Annotated in this window: 12 protein-coding genes; 4 read left to right on the top strand and 8 right to left on the bottom strand. The window is 66.6% G+C overall.

The genetic code is table 11. From position 1 onward, the window contains the following. Positions 1–122 precede the first annotated feature (122 nt). Positions 123–1,046: a PaaI family thioesterase gene (locus WN73_RS00285; protein WP_271550877.1), complete on the top strand. Its 924-nt coding sequence runs from the start codon at positions 123–125 to the stop codon at positions 1,044–1,046. Positions 1,047–1,114: 68 nt separating this feature from the next. Beyond that, positions 1,115–1,480, top strand: coding sequence for a hypothetical protein (locus WN73_RS00290; protein ID WP_028172912.1), 366 nt, complete (start codon positions 1,115–1,117; stop codon positions 1,478–1,480). Here the strand turns inward: WN73_RS00290 and poxB are convergent. The 3 genes from poxB to WN73_RS00305 all read right to left on the bottom strand — a co-directional run bounded on the left by poxB (position 1,477) and on the right by WN73_RS00305 (position 4,856). Continuing rightward, positions 1,477–3,213: a ubiquinone-dependent pyruvate dehydrogenase gene (gene poxB, locus WN73_RS00295; protein ID WP_271550879.1), complete on the bottom strand. Its 1,737-nt coding sequence runs from the start codon at positions 3,211–3,213 to the stop codon at positions 1,477–1,479. The two genes, WN73_RS00290 and poxB, sit on opposite strands and share 4 nt — an antisense overlap. Positions 3,214–3,293: 80 nt before the next feature. Beyond that, positions 3,294–3,926, bottom strand: a complete 633-nt coding sequence (locus tag WN73_RS00300; protein WP_028172910.1) for a 2-dehydro-3-deoxy-6-phosphogalactonate aldolase — start codon at positions 3,924–3,926, stop codon at positions 3,294–3,296. A gap of 15 nt (positions 3,927–3,941) precedes the next feature. Beyond that, positions 3,942–4,856, bottom strand: coding sequence for a 2-dehydro-3-deoxygalactonokinase (locus WN73_RS00305; RefSeq protein ID WP_271550883.1), 915 nt, complete (start codon positions 4,854–4,856; stop codon positions 3,942–3,944). 216 nt (positions 4,857–5,072) lie between these two features. On the opposite strand from WN73_RS00305, the gene WN73_RS00310 reads away from it, so the two are divergent. Both WN73_RS00310 and WN73_RS00315 read left to right on the top strand, forming a co-directional pair. Next, positions 5,073–6,170 carry an LLM class flavin-dependent oxidoreductase gene (locus tag WN73_RS00310; protein WP_161536281.1) on the top strand — a complete coding sequence of 366 codons (1,098 nt, stop codon included), beginning with the start codon at positions 5,073–5,075 and terminating at the stop codon, positions 6,168–6,170. 57 nt (positions 6,171–6,227) lie between these two features. Continuing rightward, positions 6,228–6,782, top strand: a complete 555-nt coding sequence (locus WN73_RS00315) for a flavin reductase family protein (protein WP_028172907.1) — start codon at positions 6,228–6,230, stop codon at positions 6,780–6,782. 199 nt (positions 6,783–6,981) lie between these two features. On the opposite strand, the gene WN73_RS00320 is transcribed toward WN73_RS00315, so the two are convergent. From WN73_RS00320 to WN73_RS00340, 5 genes are all read right to left on the bottom strand, one after another. Next, the gene (locus WN73_RS00320) at positions 6,982–8,850 is read right to left on the bottom strand and encodes a sigma-54-dependent Fis family transcriptional regulator (protein WP_271550889.1); all 1,869 of its coding nucleotides are present in this window, start codon (positions 8,848–8,850) and stop codon (positions 6,982–6,984) included. Between the two features lie 251 nt (positions 8,851–9,101). Continuing rightward, positions 9,102–12,407, bottom strand: coding sequence for an acetyl-CoA carboxylase family protein (locus WN73_RS00325; RefSeq protein ID WP_271550890.1), 3,306 nt, complete (start codon positions 12,405–12,407; stop codon positions 9,102–9,104). A gap of 12 nt (positions 12,408–12,419) precedes the next feature. After that, positions 12,420–14,141: an AMP-binding protein gene (locus WN73_RS00330; RefSeq protein WP_271550892.1), complete on the bottom strand. Its 1,722-nt coding sequence runs from the start codon at positions 14,139–14,141 to the stop codon at positions 12,420–12,422. 146 nt (positions 14,142–14,287) lie between these two features. Further along, complete coding sequence (locus WN73_RS00335) at positions 14,288–14,959, bottom strand: aspartate/glutamate racemase family protein (protein ID WP_271550894.1); 672 nt, start codon at positions 14,957–14,959, stop codon at positions 14,288–14,290. Between the two features lie 12 nt (positions 14,960–14,971). Further along, entirely contained in the window at positions 14,972–16,654 is a 1,683-nt protein-coding gene (locus WN73_RS00340) for a methyl-accepting chemotaxis protein (protein WP_271550896.1), read from the bottom strand. Between the last annotated feature and the right edge of the window lie 12 nt (positions 16,655–16,666).

Raw genomic sequence — 16,666 nt, forward strand, 5'->3', positions numbered from 1 at the left:
GAACGAAGCGCCCACCATCGGCGCTTCGGACCGCCCTGTCGAGGCCCAACCGCCCGCAGGCCTGCCGTGCGACCCGTATTCGGGGTTTTGCGCGGCGCCCGGCACTGGTCTAGAACATCGCCATGTCCAGCTCATCGACGTCCGGCCTACCTGCCACGCTCCCGTTCGAGGAACTGGCCGAGGCCATCAAGGGCCGCCGCTCCGACTACGGCCATATCAGCGGGCTGCAGCTCGACCGCTTCGCACCCGCCGAGGCCTGGTCCAGCCTGCCCTACCGTCCCGTCTTCGTCGGCGACACCGAGACCGGGGTGCTGCATGGCGGCGTCGTCACCGCGATGCTGGACGAGAGCTGCGGCATGGCCGTGCAGCTCGCGCTCGACGGCACGCGCGCGATCGCAACCCTCGACCTGCGTATCGACTATCAGAAGCCGGCGACGCCGGGCCTCGACATCAAGGCGCATTCGGTCTGCTACCGCACCACGCGCTCGATCGCCTTCGTACGCTCCACCGCGTATCAGGAGTCCGAGGACGATCCGGTCGCAACCGCAACGGCCTGCTTCATGATCGGCGCCAACCGCACCAACATGCTCGCCGACCGCAGGATGGATTCGCGCAGCATCCCGACCCTGGGGGCGCCGGAGGATCCGGATGGCCCGTTCGCCCGCAGCCCGTTCGCGCGCTGCCTCGGCATCCGCGTCAACGACGACGGCACGCTGGCGATGCCGTTCTCGCCGAAGATCATCGGCAATCCGATCCTGCCCGCGATCCATGGCGGCATGACCGGCGCCTTCCTCGAGACCACGGCGATCATCGGGGTGGCACGCGAGCTCGGCGCCGCCGCGCCGCCCAAGCCGATCGGGCTGACCATCAACTACTTGCGCTCCGGCCGCGCGCTCGACAGCTTTGCCAATGTCTCGATCGTCAAGCAGGGCCGGCGCATCGTCGCCTTCGAGGCGCGCGCCTGGCAGGACGATGCGGACAAGCCGATCGCCACTGCCTTCGGCCATTTCATGCTGCGGCCGACGCCTGGAAACGACGAGGAATAGGCCTATTTTACTTGACGGCGGGGGCCTGGAACCACAACGATAGCGCGTTCCCCGTGAGAGGTATTGGGTTGCGGCATCCGATCGACATCATCGCCATGTTCGCCGCCATGTGGCTGCTGGCGTCGATGGTGCTCGACGCGGTGACGCCGAAGGAGCTGACCGCGGTGCTGATCGCCATCGCGATCGGGCCTGCCGTGGTCATCACCGCCGTGTTCTACTATCTGCGCTGCCCGCGCACGGATTTCGCGGTGATGTTCGCAGCGCTGTGGCTGATCTCGGACATCGCCATCGCCTTCATCTCTCCGAAGGAGCTGCCGCATTTCCTGATCGTGCTCGGCTTCGTGCCGGCCCTGCTGATCGGCAGCGTACTGCACTGGCAGCGCTTCCAGCGCCGCCACGAGCGGTTGCATGTGCCGTCGGCGAAGCGCAGCTAACGCGGCAGCAGGTTCGTCTTCGCAAGATCGAGCACCTCGTCGCCGCGGCCGTTCATCACCGCGCGCAAGACCCAGAGGCTGAAACCCTTGATCTGCTCGCTCGTGATGGTCGGCGGCATCGACAGCTCCTGCTTGGCGGTGACGACGTCGAGCAGCGCGGGCCCGTTGTAGGCCAGCATCTCCTTCACCGCGCCCGGAAGCTCGCCGGGGTCCTCGACGCGTTTGGCAAAAATGCCCATCGCGCGCGCCATCGCCGCGAAATCAGGGTTTTGCAGGTCGACATTGGTGTCGACGAAGCCGGCGGCCTTCATCTCCAGCGCAACGAAGCCGAGCACGCCGTTGTTGAAGACGACGACCTTCACCGGCAGCTTCATCTGCGTCAGCGTGATCAGATCGCCCATCAGCATGGTGAAGCCGCCGTCGCCCGACAGCGAGATCACCTGGCGGCCGGGCTGCGAGGCCTGCGCCCCGATCGCCTGCGGCATCGCATTGGCCATCGAGCCGTGCACGAAGGAGCCGATCAGCCGGCGGCGACCGTTCATCTCGAGATAGCGCGCCGCCCACACCGTGGGTGTGCCGACATCGGCGGTGAACACGGCATCCTCGGACGCATGGTCGCTGACGACCTTGGCGAGATATTGCGGATGGATCGGCTTGCTGCCGGGGGTGCCCCTGGCGAGCGAGTCCAGCCCCTCGCGCGCCTTCTTGTAATGCGCGACGGCATCGTCGAGATGCTTGCGCTGGGTCTTGGTCTTCAGCAGCGGCAGCAGCGCCTCGATGGTCAGCTTGACGTCGCCGATGAGGCCGAGGTCGATCTTGCAGCGTCGGCCGAGATTTTCCGGGCGGATGTCGATCTGCGCGATCTGGCAACCGGTCGGGAAGAACTGCTTGTAGGGGAAATCGGTGCCGAGCATCACCAGCGCGTCGCAGGCGTGCATGGCGGCATAGCCCGAGGAGAAGCCGATGAACCCGGTCATGCCGACATCGTAGGGATTTTCGTATTCGACGTGCTCCTTGCCGCCGAGCGCATGCACGATCGGGCTCTTCAAGGCCTCCGCAAGCTGCATCAACGGCGTATGCGCGCCGGCGCAGCCACGGCCGCAGAACAGGGTGATGCGCTCGGCGCCGTTCAGGAGGTCCGCGAGCGCCTTCAGCTCATCGGCCTCAGGCACGACTTTCGGCGCCGACAGCGCGAGCCCCCGCGCCGTCGACAGCGCGCGCCTCGGCGGATCGCGGAACGCGACGTCGCCGGGCATGGCGATGACGGCGACGCCGCGCAGGCCCACGGCCGCGCGAATGGCGTTCTCGATCACGAAAGGCAGCTGGCTCGCATCCGAGACCAGCTCGCAATAATGGCTGCATTCCCGGAACAGGTTTTGGGGATGGGTTTCCTGAAAGTAGCCGCCGCCGATTTCGGCCGACGGAATCTGCGCCGCGATCGCCAGCACGGGGACGCGGCTGCGATGCGCGTCGAACAGGCCGTTGATCAGATGCAGATTGCCCGGGCCGCAGGAACCTGCGCAGACCGCAAGGCTTCCGGTCATCTCGGCTTCGCCGGCGGCTGCGAACGCCGCAACCTCCTCATGCCGGACGTGGATCCATTCGATGGTGCCGCGACGCCGCAGCGCCTCGGTAAAAGCATTCAGGCTGTCGCCGACGATGCCGTAGATCCGCTTGACGCCGGCCTGTTCGAGCGTTGCCACGAACAGATCGGCCACGTTGTTGATCGCCATGTCGGTCTCCTGATCTCGCTGATTCAGCAAGATAGGATAAAGCGCGGCCGTGACGGGATCACGGCTGGTTTATTGCAGCTTCAGTCTTTCACAATCGCCCGATCGTAGGCCGCGATCGTCTGCTTTGCGCGCGCTGCGACATCGGCCGCCGACATGCCGGGCTTGTAGAGGCTGGAGCCAAGCCCGAATGCGGTGACGCCGCCCTTGATATACTCCGCAAAATTCTGGTCGGAGACACCGCCGACGGCAGCGATCATCACGCCGGCCGGCAGCACCGCGCGAATCGCGGCGATACCGGATGCGCCGAGCACGCTCGCCGGAAAGAATTTCAGGCCCGATGCGCCAGAGCGCGCGGCAAGCAGCGCCTCGGTCGGCGAGAACACGCCCGGCAACGTCACCATGGCGTATTGATGCGCACGCGCGAGCACCTGCGTATCCACATTCGGCGAGACCATCAGCTTGCCGCCGACGTCATTGAGACGATCGACATCTGCGGTGGTCAGCACCGTGCCGGCGCCGATCAGCACGCCGGCCGGCGCGAGCTTCGCAGCGGTGGCGATCGAGCGGAACGGATCGGGCGAATTCAGCGGGATCTCGATCGCGGTCATGCCGGCCTCGATCAGCACGCTGACGATCGCCTCGGCCTCCTCCGGCTTGACGCCGCGCAGGATCGCGACCAGCGGACGCTTCATCGACGGAAAGGGAACACTCATCTCAGGAAATCCTTCTTAACTCGTCCAGATCGCCGCCGCCGCCATCGACAGGCCGTGGCGAACGGCTTCATCCGCATCGATCGGCCGCGGCGTCACCGACACCGCATCGAAAGCCAGCTGATACAGCGTCGCCAGCCGCCCTGACGCAACCAACGTGATGCCGGCTTTGGGCACATTGCCAGAGAGACCCGCCGCCAGCTCGGTGCCGATCAACGTGCCCGACAGCGTCTCGCGCGCGGCGGCCGGCGTGCCGCCGAACAGCAACTGCCGCGACCGCGCACCGAAGAGCAGGTTGGCGGCGAACGCCGGCGCCTCGAACGCGGCTTTCACCGCCGCCTTGAAGCTTGCAACATCCTCGGCGTCATCGGCGCCTGCGACCGCGAGTGACAGAATCGTCTCGCGCGAGATCACACTGAACAGCTCGCCGGTCATGAAGGTGGAGAAATGCTCGACCGTGCCGTCCTTCACCTGCACCCATTTCGAATGCGTGCCGGGCATGCAGACCAGCGCTTCGCCGGCGGCCTTAAGGCCGAGCGCGCCGAGCAACTGCGTCTCCTCGCCGCGCATCACGTCCGGCGCGCCTGCGTCGCGCTGCGCGATGCCGGGCAGGATGCGGATGTCGCGCGCCTCACCCGGCACCCGCACGGCCTGCTTCAGGATGGAGGTGAGCGGTGCCGGCGTGTCGACATAGCCGGCCTCGACCCAGCCGGTTTTGGCGCCGGCCATACCGCAGACGAGAACGGGCAGATGATCCGGTGCTTCGACGGCGGAAAGATGCGATTGCAGCACACCGGCAAATCCGGTCTTGGCCGCGGCCAGCATGCCCTCGCCACTGCGGCGTTCGGCCAGGACCTGGCCGGCCCGATCGACCAGCCACAGGCGGAAGCTGCTGGTGCCCCAGTCCACCGCGACATAGGCGGGTTCGCTCATCTCGGTTCTCGTCCTCGTCTCACCGGCAAGACGCCGTCTCGCGACAATGAGACGACGGCTGGCAAATTCGCCCCGGGATATCGGCTATTGCCGCCGCAAACCAGCGTTTTATCGCAGGTCTGAGACGCTGCCGCGCTGGCACACCGCTTGCTCATGCATCCCCACTCACATCCGTGAACCGCGCACCAAGACGCGTCAATTGTGGAGAGGAAACCCATGGAGATCGGCTATTTCACGATGCCTTCGCACCCGCCGGAGTGCGGCCTGAAGGAAGGAAACGACTGGGACCTGCAAGTCATGCGCTGGCTCGACGAGCTCGGCTATCAGGAGGCCTGGGTCGGCGAGCACCACACCGCGCCCTGGGAACCCAATCCCACGCCGGATCTCCTGATCGCGCAGGCCTTGATGCAGACCAAGCGCTTGCGCATCGGGCCGGGCGGCTTCCTGCTGCCCTATCACCATCCCGCCGAGCTCGCCAACCGCGTCGCGATGCTCGACCATCTGTCCGAGGGACGGCTCAATTTCGGCGTCGCGGCTAGCGGCCTGCCGAGCGACTGGGCAATGTTCAACGTCGACGGCATGAGCGGGCAGAACCGCGACATGACGCGCGAAGCGTTGGAGATCATCCTGAAGATGTGGACCGATCCCGCGCCCTGGACCTACAAGGGCAAATTCTGGACGGTGACCAAGCCGGACACGATGTTCGACTTCCTCAAGCCTCACATCAAGCCGTTGCAGGCGCCGCATCCGCCAATCGGCGTTGCCGGGCTGTCGAAGAACTCGGACACGCTGAAGCTCGCCGGCGAACGCGGCTTCATCCCGATGAGCCTCAACCTCAACCCGGCCTATGTCGGCAGCCATTGGGATTCGGTCGAGATCGGCGCCGCCAAGACCGGACGCAAGCCGAACCGGCAAGACTGGCGGCTGGTGCGCGAGGTCTTCGTTGCCGACACCGACGAAGAGGCCTGGAAGCTCTCCACCGGCGACATGATGGGCCGGATGATGCACGAGTACTTCCTGCCCCTGCTCGGCCATTTCGGCTTCAAGGACTATTTGAAGCACGCGCCCGACGTGCCCGACAGCGACGTCACCGTCGAATATTGCGCCAAGCGGAACTGGATCGTCGGCTCGCCCGCGACCGTCGCCGAGAAGATCGAGAAGATCTACGACGAGGTCGGCGGCTTCGGCGTGCTGCTGGTGTTCGGCTTCGACTACAAGCACAAGGCAGAGGCCTGGCACCACTCGCTCTCGCTGCTCAGCAGCGAGGTGATGCCGCGCCTGAAGCATCTCGGCTCCGCGAAGAAGGCGGCTTGACCCGACGCGGATGCGGCGCGATCGTGCCGCATCCGCACCCGTTTCGGAGATCTCCGCGTGAGCGTGGACGCAAAGGACTTCAAGCAGGCGATGCGCCAATGCGCCGGTGCCGTCGCGCTGGTCACGGTCGGTGCCGAGCACGGCAAGCGCACCGGGCTCACGGTCACCTCGGCCTGCTCACTGTCGGACAATCCACCGTCGCTGATCGTCTGCGTCAACCGCAACGCCAGCGCACATACGCGGATCCGCGAGGAAGGCGCCTTCGCAATCAACTTCCTGCACGAGGACCACGCGCTGCTGGCACTCACCTTCAGCGGCCAGAAGGGCGTCAACGGTGACGACCGCTTTGCGTTCGGGCAGTGGACGCGCGGAGCCACCGGCGCACCCGTGCTGACCGACGCGGTGGCCGCGTTCGATTGCGAGCTGGCGCAGGAATTCGAAACGAAGACGCATTCGATCTTCGTCGGCGAAGTCCGCGGGGTGTCGCATTCCGACGGGGCCGCCCCGCTGGTCTATCTGCGCAGCAGCTTCCACGTACCCCACGAAATCCGCGGCACCGTTACAGTCGGCGATCTCGATTCTAGGCATCTGAGCTGGACGGATTTTTCGTAAGGGCGGCATCGCCGGTGCGCTCCCTCGCCCCGCTTGCGGGGAGAGGGTTGGGGTGAGGGGGACTCTTCGCACGGGAGGTGACAGTTGGACTCGCGGAGAGTCCCCCTCACCCGCCGCGCTTCGCGCGTCGGCCTCTCCCCGCACGCGGGGAGAGGCGAAAGCCCGCGGCTCGCTCCTCGTTCATCTCCAACCGAAAGCACTACTGCGCGGTCTCGATCTTCAGGTGCTTGATCTTGCGATACAGCGTCGCGCGGCTGAGCTTCAGCGCACGCGCCGCCTCGGTCACACGACCGCCATGCTTGCGCAGCGCCTCGACGATCGTCGCGCGCTCGGCCGCCGCGAGGTCCGGCTCCGCCGCACGGCCGCCGAACAGCGGCAGATCGAGATCGGCATCGGTGACGACACCGTTCTCCGCCGTGCAGCCGGCAAGCCGCAGCACATGGCGGAGCTGGCGCATGTTGCCGGGATACGGATAGGCCGACAGCAGCGCCCAGGCCTCGTCCGAGAGGCGGCAATTCGGCGCTTCCTCGCGCGCGATCTGGCGAATGATGTCGTCGCGGTCGGCGCGCTCGCGCAAGCTCGGCAGCTTCACCTCCATGCCGCGGAGACGAAAATAGAGATCGGCACGGAAGGCGCCCTCCTCCGCCATGCGGCCGAGATCGCGATGGGTGGCGCTGATCAGGCGGATGTCGACCGGCACCGGCTTGAGCGCGCCGAGCGGCCAGACCTCGCGGTTTTCCAGCACGCGCAAGAGACGCGTCTGCAGCGCGATCGGCATGTCGCCGATCTCGTCGAGGAACAGCGTGCCGCCGTCGGCCTGCACGATCAGGCCCTTTGAGCCCTCGCGCCGCGCGCCGGTGAAGGCACCGGCCTCGTAACCGAACAGCTCGGCGTCGATCAGGCTCTCCGGCATCGCCGCGCAGTTCAGCGCGACATAATGGTTGCGGGCACGGTTGCTCGCCGCGTGAATGGCGCGGGCGAACACGTCCTTGCCGACGCCGGTCTCGCCATGCAGCAACACCGGCAGATTGCGATCACCGATGCTCCTCAGCCGCTTCACGCTTTTGATCAGGCCAGGATCGCGGCCGGCGAGGCGGCTCAAAGCATCGAAGCGATCGACAGGCGCATCGCGGCGCGGAGCGTGTGGACCCGTGAAGGATTTGGCGTGCAGCGGCGGGGCGACATGGCCCTCGCCCAACGGACTGCCGTCGGCGCGGCGCAGCTCGACAACATCGTCCGCACTGCGCGCGGCGTGATGATCGAACTTGACGTAACGCGACAGATCGATGCCCGATGCGATCATGCCGTCGGTGAGGCCGAGCAGCGCACGCGCGGAACGGCAGGCGCCGACGATACGGCGGTCGTCGTCATAGGCGAGCAGGCCGCTGCCGCCGTCACCCGGCACCGTCGCGATCCAGGCGTTGCGGAAATGGCCGCGGAAGATCGCACCCTCCATCCGCCGCGTCGCCTCCATCGTCACCGCGAGCGCGAGCTGATGCGCGGCGCGTTCGAGATCCTCGCGGCAGGAGGTGATGTTGATGGCACCGGCGAGCCGGCCGGCCTGGTCGAACAGCGGCGCCACGGCGCAGGAGAACATGTGCCACTGTGCGCGAAAATGCTCGTCGCGATGCACCAGGATCGGCTTCTGCTCGGCCAGCGCGGTGCCGAGCCCGTTGGTGCCCTCGAAAGTCTCGGCGAAATTCGAGCCGGTGTAGATCTTCCAGTCCAGAAACATCTTCGCGTCGGCTTCGCCCGGCAGCCGGCTGAACAGCATGGTCGCGTTCACATCGGCCAGATTCACACAGTAGCCGGCGTCGCGCAGCACGCGGGCGAGATCGTCGAGCTCGGGCGTTGCGAGCCGGATCGTCTCCTCCATCGGCTCGGCGACATGCCGGATCTCGGCCTCGGTGAGCGTTTGCGGCGGGCCCTGGCGGGCGGGATCGAGCTTGTGGCTGATCAGGCAGCGCCGCCACGAATTGGCGATCCGCGAAGAGGCATCGACGTCGGCCACATGATTGGCGACGGACAAGACACGGGCGACATGGTTCGAGGCCGAAAGGCTGGCCATCGCGGACGTCTCCACCCTGTATTATTGTGCAAAGTCTGGCAGCACGGGCGGGGATGTCAATCGGGAACCGGGAACTGAGGCGCGGCGCGCTGTCTCTAGACGTCATTCCGGGGCGATGCGATGGGACCGCGCAAGCGCGGCCCGGAGCATCGAACCCGGAATCTCGAGATTCTCAGGTGTGCAATTGCACACCATAGTTCGCGCTGCGCGCGCCCCGGAATGACGGCATCATCAAGATTGCTGCACTGCCCTCACCAGGTATCGATGCAGGGCCGCTTCTTCGTCGTCCTCGGCTCGGGCTTCGGCACCGACCTAAGCCCCGCCATGATCCAGCGCCGGGTTTCGGCGGGGTCGATGACGTTGTCGATCTCGAACACGGACGCGATCGAGACCGCCTTGCCGTTGGCATAGAGCTCGGCGACCTTGTTGCGATAATAGGTCTCGCGCTCTTCGGGGTCGGCGATCGCCTCCATCTCCTTGCGGAAGCCGAGGCGGACATAGCCCTCGAGGCCCATGCCGCCGAACTCGCCCGTGGGCCACGCCGCGGTGAAGAACGAGGCGTGGAAGCCGCCGCCGATCATCGACTGTGCGCCGAGGCCGTAACCCTTGCGCAGCACGATGCCGAACAGCGGCACGGTGAGGCTCGCGCCGGTCACGAACATGCGCGAGACGTGCCGCACGATCGCGGTCTTCTCGGCTTCCGGGCCGACCATGAAGCCGGGCGTGTCGCAGAGCGAGACGATCGGCAGATCGAACGCGTCGCAGAGCTGGAGAAAGCGCGCGGCCTTGTCGCCGGCATCGGCATCGATCGCGCCGCCGAGATGGCGCGGGTTGTTGGCGATCAGGCCGAACGGCTTGCCCTCGATGCGGATCAGCGCGGTGATCATGCCGACGCCGTAGTCGCGGCGCAGCTCCAGCACGCTGTCCCTGTCCGCGACGAGATCGATCACGCTGCGGATGTCGTAGACGCGCAGGCGGTTCTCCGGAATGGCGCGGCGGAGCAGACGCTGGTCGGCGGCCTGCCAGTCGGTCACCGCGCCCTGAAAATAGGACAGGTATTTTTGCGCGACGCGCGTCGCCTCCTCCTCGTCCTCGACGAGGATGTCGATGACGCCGTTCGGCGACTGGAACGAGACCGGGCCGACCTCGGCCGGATGGTAGACGCCGAGGCCGCCGCCCTCGATCATCGCGGGGCCGCCCATGCCGATCGAGGCGTTCTTGGTGGCGATGATGACGTCGCAGCAACCGAGCATCGCGGCATTGCCGGCAAAGCAATAGCCGGAGACGACGCCGATGACGGGCACCAGGCCGGAGAGCCTTGCGAACTGCACGAAGGACGGGCCGTCGAGCCCGGTCATGCCGAGCCGGTCGGTATCGCCGGGCCGGCCGCCGCCGCCCTCGCCGTAGAACACCAGCGGCACGCGCCAGTCTTCCGCCAGCGTCAGCATGCGGTCGATCTTCTTGTGGTTCATGTGGCCCTGCGTGCCCGCGAGCACGGTGTAGTCATAGGCCACGACGATGCAGCGCGCGCCCTCCGGGCCGAACTTCTCGCCATTGACGGTCGCAACGCCCATGACGAGGCCGTCGGCCGGCGTGTTCTTGATGAGGTCGTCGAGCTTGCGCCGGCGGCGCTGGGCCGCGATCGCGAGGCTGCCGTACTCCATGAAGGAGCCGTCGTCGACGAGCTGCGCGACGTTCTCGCGGGCGGTGCGCTGGTTGGTGTTGCGGCGGCGCTCGACCGAGGCCGGCCGGTTCGCATCGAGCGTGTTGGCCTGGCGCGCGATCAGCTCGGCGAGATCAGGACGGATGTGGTCGAGGTCGACATCGGCTTCCGCCGCCGACGCGTCGGCCGCGACGTCGAGCGGCTCCAGATACAGGATCGGTTCGCCGTGCATCAAAGTGGCGCCGTCTCCGGCGACGAGCTTCGTGACCCTGCCGCCCTGCTCGGCCATGACGAGATGCTCCATCTTCATGGACTCGATCACGGCAAGCTGCTGGCCGGGGCGCACGACTTCGCCTTCCTTCACCTGGATGGTGACGATGGTTCCCTGCAGGGGTGCCGCGACCATCACCGCGCCTTCAGGCACGGCCTGCGTAATGTGCGTCTCCATGCCGTGACCGCCGCCTCGCTCGGTCGGGGCGAAGTAGAGCGGCTTGGCTGCGCCATCGGCCGCCTCGACCAGTTTCGCGATGTTGCGATCGATGAAATCGGTCGCGATCCGGTTGGTCCTGAAATCGGGATGCGCGAGCACCGCCTGGAGGAAGGCGATGTTGGTGACGACGCCGTCGATCCGGAATTCGCGCAGGGCGCGCGAAGCCTTGGCGACCACGTCATGCCAGGCCTCGCCCGGCGTATGCACGATGACTTTTGCGAGCAGCGAATCGAAGGCCGCGCTGGTCTTGTAGCCCGCATAGCCAAAACTATCGACACGGACGCCGGGCCCCGACGGCGGCTCGAACAAGGCGAGCACGCCGCCGGTCGGATGCGTCGCGCCAGTCTCGTCCAGCGTCTCCATGTTGACGCGGAGCTGCATGGCGTAGCCGCGCGGCTTCGGGATCGATCCCTGCGCAAGGTCGAGCGAGGCCAGCGTGCTGCCTGCTGCGACCGCGAGCTGGGCGCGGACGAGGTCGAGGCCCAGCACCGCTTCCGTCACGGTGTGCTCGACCTGGAGCCGCGGATTGGCCTCGATGAAGGCAAAGCTATCCTCCGCCGTGCCGTCGACCAGGAACTCGAAGGTACCGAGATTGTCGTAAGCCGCGGCGGTCGCGAGTTGCCTCGCCGCCTCGATGATGCGGCCGCGCAAGGGCTCGCTCAGCGACGGGCTCGGCGCCACCTCGACCAGCTTCTGGTGCCGGCGCTGGATGGTGCATTCGCGCTCCCAGAGATGAGAGACCGCACCATGACGGTCGCCGATGATCTGCACCTCGATATGACGCGCCTGGCGGATCAGCCGCTCGGCATAGACGCCGTCGAAGCCGAATGCCGCCTTGGCCTCGGACTGGCAGCGCGCATAGGCTTCCGCCAGATCGGCCGCATTCTCGACCACGCGCATGCCGCGGCCACCGCCGCCGGCCATCGCCTTGATCACGATCGCCGCGTTGCCGCCAAGCGACGTGAAGAACGCCGTGATCTCCTCGAGCGACGAAGGCCCGCTGGTGCCGGCGATGATCGGCACGCCGCAGCGTTTGGCCAGTTGCCGTGCCGCGACCTTGTCGCCAAACAGTTCGAGCGCTGTCACCTTTGGCCCGACAAAGGTGATCCCCTGCTCGCCACAGGCCTTGGCGAACGCGGCATTCTCGCTCAGAAAACCGTAGCCGGGATGCACGGCATCGCAGCCGGCGCCCTTCGCCGCCGTCACCACGGCCTCGATGTCGAGATAGGCCCGCGCGCCGCGGCCAGGGATCTCGAGCGCCTCGTCGGCGACACGCACATGCAGCGACAGCGCGTCGTCTGCAGGGTGGATCGCTACCGTCGCGATGCCGGCATCGGCCGCCGCGCGCGCGATGCGGATGGCGATCTCGCCGCGATTGGCTATCAGGAGTTTCTTGAACGACATGATGTCTCTCACTCAGACTGCGGCGGGCAGATTTGGATCGAGGTCCTGCTTCTTCACCTTGCCCGTCGCCGTCAGGGGCAGAGCTTCGATGATGCGAATCTCCGGGACCTTGTAGACGGCCATGCGCTCGGCGCACCAGGCACGCAGGCTCTCTGCCGAGATGGTACCGACCGCCTCCGGCTTGAGCTGGATATAGGCCACCGGCACCTGCCCCTTGTCGGGATCGTCGCGTCCGACCACGCCCGAGCCCAGCACCTTCGGATGCTGACCCAGCAGCGCCTCGATCTCCGGCGGGAAGACGCTCATGCCCTTGACCTTCAGCATCTCCTTGCGGCGGCCGAGGAAGTGCAGGAAGCCGTCCTTGTCGATGCTGCCGATGTCGCCGGTGCGCAGCCAGCCATCGACGAGCGACTCCGCGGTCGCCTCCGGCTTGTTCCAGTAGCTCTTGAGCAGCGACGGGGTGCGCACCCGGATCTCGCCTTCCGCACCGAGCGGCAGCAGCGCGCCGGTCTCGAAATCGGTGATCTTGAACTCGGCGCCGGGGACCGGCAGGCCGACGAAGATCGGCTGGCTGTTCAGATCGAAATCGTCGTCCTGGAAGCCCGATGTGAAGGTGTTGGAGGTGTGGGTCTCGGTCATGCCCCAGGCCGCCTCCACCAGGATCGTGCCGGTGAGGTCCTTCCAGCGCCTGCGATAGTCCGCGTTGAGCTTCTTGACGAAGGAGACGACGCGCACCTGCTTCAAGGACAACAGGTCGAACTCGCTCCAGCGCGGATGGTCCATCAGCTCCACCGCTCCGTCGACCGGCATCGCGGTGATCGTAACCTTGTACTTGTCGATCGCGGCCATCGCGCCGACGGCATCCCAGCGCGCCAGCAGAACCAGCGTCGCGCCGGAAAACAGCGGAAAGATCAAGCCAAAGTTCTCACCGGCAATCCAGAACTCCGGAAAGAACGACAGGAACACGCTGCGCTCGTCGGACAGGACCGAGATGCCGTAATTGGCGGCGGCGGTGTAGACCATGTCGCGATGGGTGTGAACGCAGCCCTTGGGCATGCCGGTGGTGCCGCCGGTGTAGTTGAGCGCAGCGACCTCATCGAGGCCGGGCGGCGGCAGCGGCGACGGCGCGGGCATCGCGGCAAGCGCCGGCAACAGATCGGTCGCGCCTGCGGCCGCGATGCGCGGCGCGCGGATCGATTCCGGCGTGGGAAACGCAGGCGCCGCCGGCACGACATCGGCAAAGCTGGTGACGATGATCTCGCGCAGCCGCACCTCGCCCCTCACCTGCTCGACGACGGGGATGAGCTGGTCCAGTGCCACGATTACGACGGCCTGGGTATCGTTGAGTTCGTAGGACAGCTCGAACGCGCGCGACAGCGGGCTGACGGGGACGTGGACCGCGCCGAGCTTCAGAATTCCGAAGAACACGATGTGAAATTGCGGGCAGTTCGGCAGGAAGACGGCGACGCGATCGCCCTTGCGCACGCCCTTGGCCTGCAACAGTGCCGCGAAGCGGTCGCTCTGCCGGTCGAGATCGGCGTAGGTGGTGACGTGCCCGTAGAAGATCACCGCTGGACGCTCCGGGCTCCGCTTCGCCCAGGCGCGCAGATATTCCGTCAAGGGAACTTCGCCGTGCAGATAGTTCGGCGAACGCGGCATGCCCTTCGGCCACGCCTTGTCCCACAACCCGCGCAAGGTGGCGAGGTAGTCCTTCTCGTTGAGGGCCGCGCTCATGACGTCTTCCCCGTGTTGCTTTTCTTTTCATAAGGCACGCACGTGCCGTCAATCGACATCGTTACACGTCGAGCACGGCAGACTTCATGTCAAGGAAAACAGTTTTCCGCATCACGGCCGATGCCGCGGCGCGGAAAAAGCGGACGTCACGCCGCGACGAGGCGAATGATCCGCCTCACGGCCGATGGGATCGGCGCGATGACAGGGACAGTGAACATCGGCTGAAGCTCGCGCGCGGCTTCCCCCAGCGGCCCGCCGCCGATGATGACAGCTTCCGCCCCGTCCCGCGCGATGCAGGCCTCGACCGCGCCGGCGAGGGCTGCGCGCAGCTGCGCCGGATCGCGCATCAGCTCTTGCGGATCGCCTTCGGCAAAGCGCGTGCCGGTGTAGCGCGATCGCAGCCCCAGCGCCTCCGGCAACGCCTCGATCTTCGACTTGAGCAGCGGTGTCGTGGTCGCCACACCGAAGCGGCGGCCTCCTGCGGCGGCCTCCAGCATCGACGACTCGCCGATGCCGACCGCAGGCAGCTTCGTCGCAGCCCTGATTCCGGCGAGACCGGGATCGCCGAACGCTGCGACGATGATGCCGTCCGGGGAAACTCGATGCGTCCGCGCGATCTCCTCGACCTCGGCGGCGGCCGCCTCCAGCGCCTCCGCCGACACGATCATCTGCGGCGCGCGCATTGCCGTGGCGCCGACGATGTCGAAACCGGCCACGGCGGCCGACTTCGCGATGGCCACCATCATCGCGGTGGTCGCCTCGAGACTGTTCGGATTGATCAGGAGGATGCGCGCGCGCCGATCGGAATTCTGGGCCATCCTACCGCTATACTAGGCCGCCCGCACGCCGGCAACGAAGGCGCTGACCTCGTTCTCGAGCGATTGCAGTTTCTGCGTCAGCCGGCCGCTGGATTGCAGCACGAGGCCGGCGGCCTGGCCGGTCTCGGCGGTCGCATCGGTCACGCCGGAGATGTTTTGCGAGACCTGATCGGTGCCGGACGCCGCCTCCTGCACGCTGTGCGCGATGGCCTGCGTCGCCGCGCCCTGCTCCTCGACGGCGGCTGCGATCGACGAGGAGATCTCGTTGACCTCCATGATGGTGGCGCGAATGCTCTCGATATTGCCGACGACCTGATTGGTCTCGGCCTGGATCGCGGTGATCTGCGCGCCGATCTCGTCGGTCGCCTTCGCGGTCTGGCTCGCCAGCGACTTTACCTCACTCGCGACCACCGCAAACCCCCTGCCGGATTCGCCCGCACGCGCCGCCTCGATGGTGGCGTTGAGCGCGAGCAGATTGGTCTGCGAGGCGATCTGGTTGATGAGGTCGATGACCTCGCCGATCTTGTGCGCGGCGGCGGCAAGCCCCTGCACCGTATCGTTGGTGCGCTGGCCGTCGGCGGCCGCCTTGTCGGCCACCGTCGCGGCCTGCGCGACGCGCTGGCTGATCTCGGTGATCGAGGACGACAGCTGGCCGGCGGCGGAGGCCACCGTCTGCACGTTGCTCGACGCCTGCTGGCAGGCCGTTGCCACGAAGCTGGCGCGATCGGTCGCCTTGTTCGCGGTCTCCGACATGCCTTGCGCGGCCTGCTGCATCGCGCGCGCCTCATCGAACACGTCGCGGACCACGGCCTGGACACTCGCCTCGAACTTGCCGGCGAGATCGGCCATCGTCCTGCGCTTCTCGTCGTCGGCTCGCTGCTTCGCCTCCTGCTGCTCGGCATGCATCCGGCCCACGGCCGACGCATTGTCCTTGAACACGGCGAGCGCGTTGGCGAGCCCGCCGACCTCATCGCGCCGATCGGTGTAGGGCACGTCGAACGCACTGTCGCCGGCGGCGAGGCGTTCGGTCAGCGCCGTAATTCCTGCCAGCGGCTTCGTGACGCTGCGGCCGATCACGAAGGAGGCACCGAGCACCAGCACGAGCACGACAAGACACACCAGCGCGAACGTCGTCGCGTTCTGGCGGAACACGGCATCGACGTCGTCGAGATAGATGCCGGTGCCGATGATCCAGCCCCAGGGCGCAAAGCCCTTCACATAGGAGATCTTCCCGACCGGCTGGTCGAAGCCGGGCTTCGGCCAGAGATAGCTGTAGAAGCCGGCGCCCTGCTTGCTGACGACGTCAACGAAGCCCATGAACAGCGCGTTGCCGGCGGGGTCCTTCATCCCCGAAAGGTCCTTGCCGTCGAGCTCGGGCTTGATCGGGTGCATGACCATCCTGGGGGTCATGTCGTTGATCCAGAAATACTCGACCTTGTCGTAGCGCAGGCTCTTGATCTCCGCCATCGCGGCAGCCTGCGCCTGCTCGCGCGGGAGTTTTCCGTCGCTCTCGAGCTTCTGATAGTGCGCCAGGATGCCGTAGCCGACGTCCACCATGTGCTGCGTCTTGGCCTGGCGATCGGCGACCATCTGCGTGCGCAGGGTCGAAAGCGCGATCGGCGCCAGCGCGATCATGCCGAGGAGGCTGATGCCGACAATCAGGACCAGCTTGAAACTGATGCGGGAGAAAATCATCCGGGCTCGCAA

It is taken from the genome of Bradyrhizobium sp. CCBAU 45394 (assembly GCF_028128655.1).
GTDB lineage: Bacteria > Pseudomonadota > Alphaproteobacteria > Rhizobiales > Xanthobacteraceae > Bradyrhizobium > Bradyrhizobium diazoefficiens.